This is a genomic window from Luteimonas aestuarii (assembly GCF_004357985.1).
GTDB classification, from domain to species: Bacteria; Pseudomonadota; Gammaproteobacteria; order Xanthomonadales; family Xanthomonadaceae; genus Luteimonas; species Luteimonas aestuarii.
The window spans coordinates 25,522-37,646 of sequence record NZ_SMTF01000003.1 but is presented as its reverse complement, the minus strand read 5'-3'; the positions used below and the strand labels follow the sequence as shown (position 1 = coordinate 37,646).

Below are 12,125 nucleotides of genomic sequence, written 5' to 3'. Positions count from 1 at the left end.
ACCGTGGCCCGCCAAGGGCGGTGGCTGAGCGAGGCCGACAGCCGCGGGGCAAGGCCGTGCAGGCCAGGAGGGCCCGCGTTCGTGGCATGGCGGATGGGACGCGCACCGCATCGTTCCAGTGCGCTGCCGTGAACAGGGATGCCGAGGGCGTCCGGCCCTCGGCATTCCGTCAACCCGTCACAGCCCCGTCCGCAACGGACGGGACGTGCCTGGTCAGCCCTGCGGCGCTGCAGGTGCCGGTGCCGGCGCTGCCGCAGCGGTCGTGCCGGATTCGCTCCAGCCGCAGGTCCTGCCCTCGTTCTGCTGCTTCAGCCAATCCTGCAACGGTGCGAAGTATTCCAGCACCGGTGCGGCGTCCATCTGCTCGCCGCCGGTCAGTTCGCGCAGCGTCTGCTGCCAGGGCTGGCTGTTGCCCTTCGACAGCATCGCCCAGAACTTCTCGCCCGCGGCCTGGTTGCCATGGAAGCTGCAGGTGTACAGCGGGCCGGTGTGGCCGGCCGCGTCGCACAACGCCTTGTAGAACTGGAATTGCAGCACGTGCGACAGGAAGTAGCGGGTGTACGGCGTGTTGCCGGGCACGTGGTACTTGGCGCCCGGGTCGAAGAACTCCTCGCCGCGCGGGGTCGCCGGGGCCACGCCCTGGTAGCGCGCCTTCAGCTGCCACCAGGCCTGGTTGTAGTTGTCCGGCGTGATCGAGCCGTCGAACACGCCCCAGCGCCAGCGGTCGATCATCAGCCCGAACGGCATGAACGCCACCTTCGACAGCGCCATGCGCATCTGGTTGTTGATCAGCGCCTCGTTGCTGGGGGACTGGCCGCTGACCAGGCCGATCGACTGCAAGTATTGCGGCGTCATCGCCAGCACGATGGTGTCGCCGATCGCTTCGTGGAAACCATCGTGCGCGCCGGACTGGAACAGCGGCGGCAGGTGGTTGTAGGCCAGGTAGTAATAGACGTGGCCAAGTTCGTGGTAGATGGTGGTGAAGTCTTCCTCGTTCGGCTTGATGCACATCTTGGTGCGCACGTCCGGCGAGGTGCCGTCGTCGCCGCCCATGTTCATGTCCCAGGCGCTGGCGTGGCAGACCACGTCGCGGTCGCGCGGCTTGATGAACTGGGTGCGCTGCCAGTAGCCGTCGGGCAGCTTGGGCATGCCGATGGAGGTGTAGTAGTCCTCGGCGCGCTCGGTCATCGAACGGGCGATGGCAAGTTCGGCGTCGCGCACCACTTCGGCACGCTTGGTGTCGCTGATCATCGCGTTCTGCTTGCCCAGCAGGTCGCTCAGTCCGGCCTGGTACTGCCGCTCCAGTGCGCCGGTGACGTCCAGGCTGCCGGCCTGCGCCTCGGTGTACGGGGCGAGGATGTCCCAGCGGTTGCTCCAGTCCTGCTGCCACATGTTGCCCATCAGGTGCGCGGGCAGCAGGCCATTGACCGACCCTTGTCCCGGATAGCGCGCCTCGAGCTTGGTGCGGGCATAGCAGTGCAACTGTTCGTACAGCGGCTTGACCTGTCCCCAGAGGCGGTCGGTCTCGGCGGCGATGGCGGCCGGTGGCATGTCGTAGCCCGAGCGCCACATCTCGCCGGCGTTGGCGAAGCCGAGGTCGCGCGCGCCTTCGTTCACCAGCTCCACGAATCGTTGGTAGTCCGGACGCATCGGCTGCGAAATGGTGTGCCACCCCTGCCAGGCATCGAGCTGCGCGGCGTAGTCGCGGTTGTTGCGCAGCACGTCTTCCAGCGCACCGAGCTGGCGGCAGGTGGCCGGGTTTTCCGAATCCGTGCAGTACGTGCCCGAGCCGTAGGCGCCTTCCATCTTCGTTGCCAGCGCCGCGAGGTCGGACAGCTTGACCGGATCGTTCGGTGCCGGCATCGCGGTGCCCAGCTTGAGCAGCATGATGGCGCGCGCGGTCTCGGGCGACATCTGCTGGCCTTCGAAGCGCTTGGCCTGTTCGATCCAGCTGTTGAGCGCGGTGAGGTACTTCTCGTTGGATTTCGCCGCCAGCAGTTGGCTGTCGTCGTTGATGTAGGTGCTGGACAGCCATTGCGCCGCGGTCAGCTCGGGGTACATCGCCTTGAGTTCGGCGTTGACGCGGGCGATGAACTGGTCCGCGGTCTCGTCTTGCTGCGCCGCCGTGGCGCCGGGTGCGCCCGCGGTCGGTTCGGCAGTGGGCTCGCGCTTGCAGGCGGACAGGGCGAGGCTCGCGGAGATGGCAAGCACGAGCAGGGCGTGGCGTTGTTTCACGGCGGTTCCTTCGGACGCGGTGTGCGCTGGAACCGCTGAGGCTAGTGCCGTCGGGCGGGCGCCCGCAAGTGTGGGAAGGCGCGGGCGCCGTGGGCAGGGGGATTCAGGCGTGCCGCAGTCCACGCGTTGCGAGGAACGCGCGGGCGCCTTCGGGATCGTGCTCGAACCGCGCCGCCGGCCAGCGTGGCTGGCGGAGAAACGAGCGCGCCGCAGCGCGTGACAATCCGGACGTCGGGACTACCGATGCGGCAGACCGCGTTCGGCGAGGAACGCCCGGGCGTCCTCGGCATCTTCCTCGAACCACGCCTTCGCCGAGCCCAGCCGGAAGCTGTAGCCCCAGGCGTCCATGTCGGCCATCAATCGCTCGCGGCCCACGCCGGGGACGGCGTCGGCAAGGATGATCTGCAGGCAGCAGGTGGCGTCTTCCTCCGGCACCGAATCGGTGGCGTCGGTATGCACGTGCATGCGCCGCTCCGGCGGCATCACGATCAGGTGGCAGGCTTCGTGCAGCAGCGAGTGCACCGGCGTGTCGCCGCGCGCATGCACGGTGGTACCGACCAGCCCGGCCTCGGGCTCGCCCCAGTAACTGCCGGGGATCGGCGCGTCGTCGGCCACGTGGGCCAGCTGCAGGCCATGGCCTGCGAGCAGTGCCGCCAGCGCATCGGACGAGACATCGCGGACGCGAAGGACCTCGACATCCGCATCGGGCAGGGGCGAGGGGGGCGCGGACATGCGGCTTGCGGGTTGCGGGCGCGGACAGGGCGGGCAGGGCCCGCCGGGGATCAGGCCTTGCCTTCGGGCAGCGCGACCGAGATGTCGAGCACGTCGTGGTCGCCGTCCTTGACCAGGTCCACCTTGACTGCTTCGGCGTCGATGCTGACGTACTTGCGGATCACTTCCAGCAGCTCGCGCTGCAGCAGCGGCAGGTAATCCGGCGCGCCGCGGGTGCTGCGCTCCTGCGCGACGATGATGCGCAGGCGCTCCTTGGCGATGGATGCGGTGGAGGTCTTCTTGGCGGTCAGGAAATCGAACAGTCCCATGCCTCAACCCCCGAAGAGCTTGTTGAAGAAACCCTTCTTCTCGGCCTGGGTGAAGCGCATCGGCCGGTCTTCGCCCAGCAGGCGGGCGACGGCATCGTCGTAGGCCTGGCCGGCGTTGGATTCGGCATCCAGGATCACCGGTTCGCCCTTGTTGGAGGCATCCAGCACATCGGACGATTCCGGGATCACGCCGATGGTCTTAAGCCCCAGCACTTCCTCGACGTCGGTGATCGAGAGCATCTCGCCCTTTTCCACGCGCGCCGGGTTGTAGCGGGTCAGCAGCAGGAATTCCTTGACGCGCTCGCCGGCTTCGGCCTTGCGCGTCTTCGACGACAGCAGCCCGAGGATGCGGTCGGAGTCGCGCACGGACGAGACTTCCGGGTTGACAACCACCACCGCCTGGTCGGCGAAGTACATCGCCAGGAACGCGCCTTTCTCGATGCCGGCAGGCGAGTCGCAGACGATGTATTCGAAGCCGTCGTCGGCCAGGTCCTTGAGCACCTTCTCCACGCCTTCCTTGGTCAGCGCGTCCTTGTCGCGGGTCTGCGACGCGGCCAGCACGTACAGGTTCTCGAAGCGCTTGTCCTTGATCAGGGCCTGCCGCAACGAGGCCTCGCCCTGGACGACGTTGACGAAGTCGTACACCACGCGGCGCTCGCAGCCCATGATCAGGTCGAGGTTGCGCAGGCCGACGTCGAAGTCGATGACCGCGACCTTCTTGCCCTTGCGCGCGAGTCCATTGGCGAGGCTGGCGCTGGTGGTGGTCTTGCCCACGCCGCCCTTGCCCGAGGTGACTACGATGATTTCTGCCAAAACACGTCTCCTGGTGGTGTCGCCGTCAATCCAGTGCGGCGATCTTGAGTTCTTCGTTGTCCAGCCAGACCTGCACCGGCTTGCCGTGCAGGTCCTTCGGGATATCTTCCAGCACTTTGTAGTGCCCGGCCACGGCGACGAGTTCCGCGTGGAACGCGCGGCAGAAGATGCGCGCCTTCTCGTTGCCCTGCGCGCCGGCCAGGGCGCGACCGCGCAACGGGCCGTAGATGTGGATCGAGCCGTCCGCGATCACCTCGGCACCGGCGCCGACCGTCGAGAGCACCGTCAGGTCACGGTTGTCGGCATAGACCTGCTGGCCGGAGCGGACCGGCGCGACCTGGACCAGGCCGGGCTGGCCGCCGCTGCCGGAAGTCGCCGGGGCGCGGGCGGGCGCTTCCGGTGCCGGCTCGGGTTTGCGCGCGGCCGGCGCCGGCGCATCGGCCGGGACGGTGCCATCGGCGCGCTCGTACTGGGCGCGGAACTTGGCCAGCAGCGGCAGGCCGAGTTCGACCGCCAGCTTCTCGTTGTCGCCGCTGCCCCAGGCCAGCGCCACGGGCAGCACGCCGGCATCGCGCAGGGCATCGACCAGCTTGCGGGCCGTGGCCGCGTCGGGCGTGCCCGCCAGGCCGCCGAAATCGAGGATCACCGCGGCGCGGGCGAACAGCTTGGGTGCACGCGCAACGCGGTCGCGCATCTCGCCGGCCAGCCGCTCAACGTCCAGCGTGCGCACGCGCAGGTTGGCGATGCCGACCTGGCCGATCTTCAGCTCGCCCGCCGGTTCGTAATCCATTGCAGGTGCTGGGGTGCTCATGCGCCCACCTCCGCGCCGGCCACGTTGCGCGGGCGCACCAGCCAGTCGGCGTCGGGCAGCGTGTCGCCATAGCGCTGCCGCACCCAGTCGTAGCTGCAGCTCATGTCCTTGGTCAGCATCGAGGCGCGGATGCCGCTTTCCATGATGTTCTGCCCGACCTCTCGGAAGCCGAAGCTGCCGTGGAACAGGCGCACGGGGTCGTTGTCGTGCTCCAGGAACACTTCGCAGGCCAGCAGCGGATAGCGCAGCTCGGCATAGCTCTGCACGTCGGCATAGAACGCGCGGCCCACGCCGCCGCCGCGGCGACGGCTGGAGACCACCACGCGGTCGATGTAGAAGAAATCCTGGTGACGCTCGCTGAACCAGCGGAAGTTGCTGCTGTCGTGACGCGCGCCGGAACCGAAGCCGACCAGGAACCCGACGAGGGCGCCATCGCGTTCGGCGATGCGGAAGTATTCGGCGTGGTCGTAGAAGCGGCGGAGGCGGTCGACATCCAGCGGCAGGATGGCGGGGCCTGCGGCGTTGTTGAGGGCGAGGATGGAATCCAGCTCGTGCTCGCGCACGTCGCGGACGGCAATCGACATTCCTGACTCCAGGGGGTGCTGCTTCCGGATGGCGGCGGGCAAGCCGCCCCAAGGCGGTAACGGCCACGACGCGAAGGAGCGGCCGTGGCACCGCGTTGGCGGGATTATCGCATGGCACAGCGGGCAGGGGGCACCGCGGGCCGACGGCGGCATGACTTTAGGCGCTGTCGCGCAGGGGCTTTGCGCCTACCATGTCGCCATGCTCTCGCGCTTCGACCACAACCGCCTGCTGCGCTACGCCGGCCTGTTCACGTGGGGCGTGATCGGGTTGCCGTTGCTGCTGCTGTCACTGCCGGCACAGGAAGCGATTGCGCCACATCCACTGTGGCTGCTCGACAGCTGGCGGACCTGGGCGGCGTGGGGGGCCTTCGGCCTGTGTTACGCGTGGTTGACCCGCGACCTCGGCAAACGCCGGATCAGCCTGTTCGACCTGCCGCTGGTGGTCGTGCTGGCCGGCAGCGCCATCGCGATCAGTTACTACAGCCAGAGCGGCTTGGGCAGCATCCTGCTGATGGTCGTGGCCTGCGTGCTGCCGTGGCTGATGCCGCTGCGCTCGGGCATTGCCCTGCTGGTGCTGTGCGAGGTGGTGATCATCCCCGTGTACGTGCGTGGGCTGGGCTTCACCTGGGGTGAGGCAGTGCTGCAGGCGGCGCTGTACGTCGGCTTCACCGGCTTCGCCTATGTCACCGGGCTGGTGGCACGCCAGCAGGCGCAGGCGCGGGAGGAGCAGCGGCGCCTGAACGCCGAACTCCGCGCCACCCGGGCGCTGCTGGCCGAGAGCGTGCGCGTGAACGAGCGCACCCGCATCTCCCGTGAACTGCATGATCTGCTGGGCCACCATCTCACGGCGCTCAGCCTGAACCTGGAAGTCGCCAACCACCTGGTGCGCGGGCAGGCCAAGGAGCACGTATCGCAGGCGCATACGCTGGCCAAGCTGCTGCTCAGCGACGTGCGCGAGGCGGTCAGCCGCCTGCGCGACGATGACGCCATCGACATGCGCGCCACCCTCCTGCCGCTGGGCGAGAACGTCCCCGGGCTGCGCATCGACATGGACATGCCGCAAGTGTTCCTGCTGGACGATCCCGAGCGCGCCCACGTCCTGCTGCGCTGCACCCAGGAGATCATCACCAATGCCGTGCGCCATGCCGAGGCGTCCACCCTGCGGCTGAGCTACCGGCGCAGCGGCGGCGTGGTGACGCTGGAGGCCTGGGACGACGGCCGCGGCGCCGAGCTGGCCACCGCCGGCAACGGACTGCTGGGCATGCGCGAGCGGCTGGCTGCGCACGGTGGCACGCTGCAGGTGGAAACCTCGCCCGGCAACGGCTTCTCGGTGCGCCTGCGCCTGCCGCTGGACGACGACGCCCTCCCGGCATCCGTGCCGCTGGCGCCACCGCGCCAGGCCGGGCCGATGCCTGCCCCGGCCACCCATTCCCCGACAACATCAACGACCGCCGTGGAGGCCCCATGATCCGTGTCTGCCTGGTCGACGACCAGACCCTGGTGCGCCAGGGCATCAAGTCCCTGCTGGCGCTGGACGGCGGCATCGAAGTGGTCGCCGAGGCGGCCGATGGCAAGCAGGCGGTCGAACTGGTGCCCCAGGTCCGCCCCGACGTGGTGCTGATGGACATGCGCATGCCGGTGATGTCCGGACTGGAGGCGCTGCAGGCTCTGTCCAAGGCCGATGCCCTGCCGCCGACCATCATCCTGACCACGTTCGACGACGACCAACTGGTACTGGCCGGCATGAAGGCCGGCGCCAAGGGTTACCTGCTGAAGGATGTGTCGCTGGAACAGCTGGTGGGCGCGATCCGCACGGTCGCCGGCGGGGGCTCGCTGGTGCAGCCGGCGGTCACCCAGCGCCTGCTGTCGGGGCTGGAGCACATGCGCAACGACTTCGTCAGCCTCGACCGGCCGGATCCGCTGACCGACCGCGAGACCGAGATCCTGCGGCTGATGGCGGGCGGGTTCTCCAACAAGGAAATCGCCAATTCACTGGGCGTAGCCGAGGGCACGATCAAGAACCACGTGTCCAACATCCTCAGCAAACTTGGCGTCCGTGACCGCACCCGGGCGGTGTTGAAAGCCTTCGAGCTGCAACTCGTCTGAAGGGACAGGATGCCGGGGCCGCCGCAGCGCGGCGTGCGTTCGCCGCAGCACGAGGCGGTGCTTCGTGAACGCTGCCGCCTCAGCCTGTGCAAACCGGGGGCCGCGGCCATGCCCGCACGGTGCTCGAAGCGTTCGAATTGCAGTTGGCGTGATGGCCGCGAACCCATGCCATCTCCCCGAGGCACGCCTGCGGCTAACGACTTTTTCACGAGTGGCCAGGGCGGGTAGTGGCGGAAGATGACCGGATGGCTCGCCCGCTCCGGCGCAACTTGCTAGCATTGCCGACTGGTGCCTGATGGCGGCCCGGATTGGTTCTGGAGAATCCTGAATGACCCGTTTGTACGAGATCCTGATTTCCATGGCGATTGTCGCCGTGCTGTTCGTGCTCGTTGCTGTGTTTCTCCCGTCCAGCCGTACCCTGGTTGAGCAGTCGGAAACCAATCGCCAGCGCACCATCGTGTTCGACACGCTCAACAGCTTCCGTCGCTTCGGCGAGTGGAATCCCATCATGCTGCGCGACCCGCAGATGAGGGTCGAGCGCAGTGGCCCGGAAGAGGGCGTCGGTGCGCGCCTGTCCTACGAGTCCGACGAGCGCGCCATCGGCAAGGGCGCCTGGGAGATCGTGGAAAGCGACCCGGGCAACCGCGTGGTCTACGCCATCGAGTCGCCCGCCGTCGGCAGCGACAAGCGCATGGACTTCACCCTCCGCGGCACCGGCCGCAACAACCGCAACATCGAGATCACCCAGCGCTACCACGTCGATTACGGCTGGAACCTGCTGGGTCGCTATGCCGGCATGTACGTGCGCAGCAGCGTGGGCGAGGACATGAAGATCGGCATGCGCCGCCTGTCCACCATGCTGGCCCAGGTGCCCAACGTCGACTACCGCGTCGAAGGCAGCAAGCTGCGCGACATGTCGACCGTCGACCGTCCCGCCGAGAACCTGCTCGTGGTGTTTGCCGGTGCCGTCGACCGCAACAACCAGAAGATCAAGGAATCGATGGAGGCCAACAGCGAGTGGATCAAGCGCGCGATGGACGCCAACAACCTCGAACCTGCCGGCCCGATGCGCATCGTGACGTCCGAGCTGGGTCGTGAAGCCTATATCTTCGACGTGGCCCAGCCGGTGCGCCGCAAGGCGTCCGGTGGAACGGCACGCAGCACGGGTGCCGAGGGCGAAGAGGCCGCCGCTGCACAGCCGATCGCTGCCAACGATGGCGAGCTCACCGGCCTGGACCTGCCGGAGACCGTCAAGTACGAGCGCACCGAGCCGGGTCGTGCGGCGCGCGCGCTGTACACGGGTTACATGGCCGAGCTGGAGAACGTGCGCAACGCGCTGCGTGCCTGGGCGATGACGCACGGACACGAGGCGGCCGGTCGCCCGTACGAGTATTACGTCAACGGCATCGACGCCGCGTTTACCGCCGAAGGCGAGTACGAGGTCTACTGGCCGCTGCGCGACCGCAATGCCCCGGTGGCGCCGGCCGCGCCGGCAGCAGCGCCCGTCGAGGCGCCAGCGGAAGCTGCCGAGTAAGCGAAGGCGCGGAGTTTCCGTCGCGTGTTGCAACTGCGAGCCGCATCCGTGAGGGTGCGGCTCGTTGCGTTGACGGGATGCCTGTTCCCGCGTCCGCGCGGCGGCAGCCCGTGGCGAGGTCTGTCGGAATTCGCATGGGAGTGCGCATGACGGTTGGAGCGGGTCGCCACGCGCGCCACGTGGGCGCACTTGTTGCCGCGGGCGCGCTGCTCGCAAGCACGTCGGTGGGCTTGTCGGCCTACGCGGCGCACGCCGCCGATGGCGGTGCGCGTGCCGCGTTGCAGACCGCGGCCGCGTTTGCGTTCGGCCACGGTATTGCGCTGGCGGTCGTCGGCCGCGCGGTGCGCGACACACTTGAGATGGTGTCGTTGATTGCGTTGCTGCTGGGCACGCTGCTGTTCGCCGGCGCGCTGGTTTCGAGGCATCTGTTCGGCGGCCCATCGTTCTTCGCACCCTGGGGCGGCCTGCTCACGATGTCGGGATGGCTGTTGTTTGCCGTCTCGGCCTTGCGGCGCTGAGCCGATGCCCCGGCACGCGCGCGGGTTCGATACCGATGCGGCGTTTGCGTACCTGGCGCGCCGCGACCGCACGCTGGGCGCGTGGATGAAGCGCATCGGCGTGATCGCGCCGGAGCCGCGCTGGCGCAAGCCGTTCGATCCGGTGGATGCACTGGCGCGCGCCATCCTCTACCAACAGCTCAGCGGCAAGGCGGCGGCGACCATCGTCGGTCGCGTCGAGGCGGCCATCGGCAGCAGCCGGTTGCACCATGACACCCTGGCGCGGATCGACGACGTGGCACTGCGCGCCTGTGGGGTGTCGGGAAACAAGACGCTGGCGCTCCGGGACCTCGCGGCGCGCGAGGCTCGTGGCGAAATCCCGACCTTGAGGCAGATGTCGGTGCTGCACCACGACGACATCGTCGCCGCGCTCACCCCGATCCGCGGCATCGGCCGCTGGACGGTGGAAATGATGCTGATGTTCCGCCTGGGTCGCCCCGACGTGCTGCCGATCGACGACCTGGGCATCCGCAAGGGCGCGCAGCGCGTCGATCGCGCCGACGTGCTGCCGACGCCCAAGGAACTGCTGGCACGCGGCGAGGCCTGGGGCCCGTACCGCACCTACGCCAGCCTGTACCTCTGGCGCATCGCGGACTTCGCCGACGGCGCGAAGGTCGCGACGAAACGTTCGCAGGATTGAACGCCGCGAACGGCATTGCGGTTCACTCCGCCTTGTTGCTGAAGCGCCAGTGCCACGGCTCGTACACGATGTCGTGTGGATTGTCGCGCGGATAGCTCATGCGGAATCCGTGCGCCCCTGCATGCGCCTGCAGCCAGTCGAATGCAGGGGTGGTCTCGAAGGTCTCTTCCGCAGGTGGCTCGCCTGGCGTACCGATGTCGAGCGCACGGCCATCGTGGTGTTCGCTGAAACCCGGGGCCGCGTTGACCGCGAGGATCCGTTCGATCGAGAGCCCACGCGTCAGCTTGCGCGCGAAGATGCCCAGCTGGTAATCGTGGCTGCGGTAGCCGGAGATCGCGTCGAGTACCACGCCGTCGCGATACGCGGCTTCACGCATCGCCCCCCAGGCGCGTGCGGCGCCGGCATGCAGCCAGAGCGGGCGGTGGTAACGGTCGCGGCCAGCGTATGCGAGGTGGTCGGGTTCGGGCACGAGTGCAAGCCCCGTTCGCGCCATGTAGGCGTCGGCATCGATCCCGAGTGCATCGAGACGCTCCTCGAGCCGATGCAACGGCAGTGCGTTGGCATGCCCTGCATTCCGGCGCGTCTGGCATATCGGCGCGTCGAGCCGATCCAGCGCTTCGTCGATACCGGGTTCGTGCTGCCAGCGCGGCAGCAGTGGCATCAGCCCCTCGGGCAGTTCCGCGGCGAGGTAGCGACCGTCGCGCTTGCGTCGTAGCACGCGGATCGCGCGCGCCAGGATGCGGGCATCGTGGTTGGCGCGCGCGCGCAGCAGGCCGCCCGGCCAGAGTTCGATGTCCGGTGTGTTGAGCAGGGTGGGCCGCAAGGCGCGCATGGCGTGCAGGCTATCCGCGTGTCGGCGTGGCGGCCAGCTCGCGTAGCCGCGACAGCAGCGCCTGTGGCTGCTCAGGGCTGAGCAGTACGAACCGGCCGTCTCGCCGGGGCAGCACCAGCACGCGCTGGAAGCGGGTAAGCAGGCAGAAGCCGCGGACGCGGTTGCGCAGGACGTAGTAGCCCGCGCGGAAACCTGGCAGGCCGAACCGGTTGATGCCCAACATCGGCCTGAATTCGGTGCGTTCGTCCAGGTCGACGACGCGCGCGCTGTCCAGGTCGAATGCGTCGACCGGGATCCGCTGCGTGTACGCCGTCGCGGCGACGACCAGGGTGTGCCCATCGAGGGTAATGCGTCGTCGCAGCAATCCCAGGAGTGGTCCGGCGATGACCAGCGCGAACATGAATGCCGTCGCCAGCATCGGCAGCGGCGTGGCCTGTTCGCGCGGCGCGACCAGGACGGCCAGGGCAATGCCGGCCGCGGGCACGACCAGCACCAGCGGTGCCAGTCGGTTCATGGGTGCCAGCGGGAAGGTCTGCGTCGTCATCGGACCGTTCGGGAATTGGCCTTGCGCGGTTACTGTGCGGCTGGCGCCGTCGCGGGGGCGAAGTGCAGGCCTGCGACCTTGCCGTCGCCGTCGATCGCGACCGTGGCATCGATGGCCGCATGCTCGCGCTGGATGCGGTACACCACCACGGTGAAGCCGTCGCGCTCGCTGACCAGCGGCTCGCCGCGCGACTGCACCGCACCTGCGGATTCGATCTGCAGTTGCACCCCCGCCAGCTGCACGGCGTCGATCTGCGCCTTGAGGTTGTCGTTGAAGTCGCCGGAGGCGGCTTCGAAATCACCGGCTTCCATCTGGTCCAGCACCGCGGACGCGGTGGCGATGGCGGCGCTGTCTTCCTGCGCGAACGCAGGTGCGATGGCGAACAGTCCGAGGCAGAGGGCCACGGTGAAGTTGCGGAGTGCATTCATG

General features: G+C 68.4%; 13 protein-coding genes and 1 pseudogene. 5 read left to right on the top strand and 9 right to left on the bottom strand.

Features of this window, described 5'->3' with window-relative positions; genetic code table 11:
• Positions 1-213: 213 nt before the first annotated feature.
• From E2F46_RS05080 to E2F46_RS05055, 6 genes are all read right to left on the bottom strand, one after another.
• A complete protein-coding gene (locus E2F46_RS05080) occupies positions 214-2,235 on the bottom strand; it encodes a M2 family metallopeptidase (RefSeq protein WP_133321014.1) in 2,022 nt (673 codons plus the stop codon).
• 237 nt (positions 2,236-2,472) lie between these two features.
• Positions 2,473-2,967: a hypothetical protein gene (locus tag E2F46_RS05075; RefSeq protein WP_133321013.1), complete on the bottom strand. Its 495-nt coding sequence runs from the start codon at positions 2,965-2,967 to the stop codon at positions 2,473-2,475.
• A 50-nt stretch (positions 2,968-3,017) separates the two neighbouring features.
• On the bottom strand, positions 3,018-3,275 hold the full coding sequence (minE, locus tag E2F46_RS05070; protein ID WP_133321012.1) for a cell division topological specificity factor MinE: 258 nt from the start codon (positions 3,273-3,275) through the stop codon (positions 3,018-3,020).
• A gap of 3 nt (positions 3,276-3,278) precedes the next feature.
• Positions 3,279-4,088, bottom strand: a complete 810-nt coding sequence (gene minD / locus E2F46_RS05065; protein WP_133321011.1) for a septum site-determining protein MinD — start codon at positions 4,086-4,088, stop codon at positions 3,279-3,281.
• Positions 4,089-4,113: 25 nt separating this feature from the next.
• Positions 4,114-4,899, bottom strand: a complete 786-nt coding sequence (gene minC, locus E2F46_RS05060; protein ID WP_133321010.1) for a septum site-determining protein MinC — start codon at positions 4,897-4,899, stop codon at positions 4,114-4,116.
• Positions 4,896-5,483, bottom strand: coding sequence for a GNAT family N-acetyltransferase (locus E2F46_RS05055; RefSeq protein ID WP_133321009.1), 588 nt, complete (start codon positions 5,481-5,483; stop codon positions 4,896-4,898). Before E2F46_RS05055 ends, minC begins: the two co-directional genes overlap by 4 nt.
• Positions 5,484-5,682: 199 nt before the next feature.
• On the opposite strand from E2F46_RS05055, the gene E2F46_RS05050 reads away from it, so the two are divergent.
• The 5 genes and pseudogenes from E2F46_RS05050 to E2F46_RS05030 all read left to right on the top strand — a co-directional run bounded on the left by E2F46_RS05050 (position 5,683) and on the right by E2F46_RS05030 (position 10,320).
• Entirely contained in the window at positions 5,683-6,951 is a 1,269-nt protein-coding gene (locus tag E2F46_RS05050; protein ID WP_133321008.1) for a sensor histidine kinase, read from the top strand.
• Positions 6,948-7,589: a response regulator gene (locus tag E2F46_RS05045; protein ID WP_133321007.1), complete on the top strand. Its 642-nt coding sequence runs from the start codon at positions 6,948-6,950 to the stop codon at positions 7,587-7,589. Before E2F46_RS05050 ends, E2F46_RS05045 begins: the two co-directional genes overlap by 4 nt.
• Before the next feature lie 328 nt (positions 7,590-7,917).
• Positions 7,918-9,048, top strand: a pseudogene (locus E2F46_RS05040) (polyketide cyclase); the annotation flags it as partial.
• A 221-nt stretch (positions 9,049-9,269) separates the two neighbouring features.
• On the top strand, positions 9,270-9,641 hold the full coding sequence (locus E2F46_RS05035; protein ID WP_133321006.1) for a DUF423 domain-containing protein: 372 nt from the start codon (positions 9,270-9,272) through the stop codon (positions 9,639-9,641).
• A gap of 4 nt (positions 9,642-9,645) precedes the next feature.
• A complete protein-coding gene (locus E2F46_RS05030; protein ID WP_133321005.1) occupies positions 9,646-10,320 on the top strand; it encodes a DNA-3-methyladenine glycosylase family protein in 675 nt (224 codons plus the stop codon).
• Positions 10,321-10,342: 22 nt separating this feature from the next.
• On the opposite strand, the gene E2F46_RS05025 is transcribed toward E2F46_RS05030, so the two are convergent.
• The 3 genes from E2F46_RS05025 to E2F46_RS05015 are packed head-to-tail and all read right to left on the bottom strand — an operon-like array spanning position 10,343 to position 12,124.
• On the bottom strand, positions 10,343-11,152 hold the full coding sequence (locus tag E2F46_RS05025; RefSeq protein WP_133321004.1) for a M15 family metallopeptidase: 810 nt from the start codon (positions 11,150-11,152) through the stop codon (positions 10,343-10,345).
• Between the two features lie 10 nt (positions 11,153-11,162).
• Positions 11,163-11,696, bottom strand: a complete 534-nt coding sequence (locus tag E2F46_RS05020; protein WP_133321003.1) for a hypothetical protein — start codon at positions 11,694-11,696, stop codon at positions 11,163-11,165.
• A 29-nt stretch (positions 11,697-11,725) separates the two neighbouring features.
• On the bottom strand, positions 11,726-12,124 hold the full coding sequence (locus E2F46_RS05015) for a DUF3887 domain-containing protein (protein WP_133321002.1): 399 nt from the start codon (positions 12,122-12,124) through the stop codon (positions 11,726-11,728).
• Between the last annotated feature and the right edge of the window lies 1 nt (position 12,125).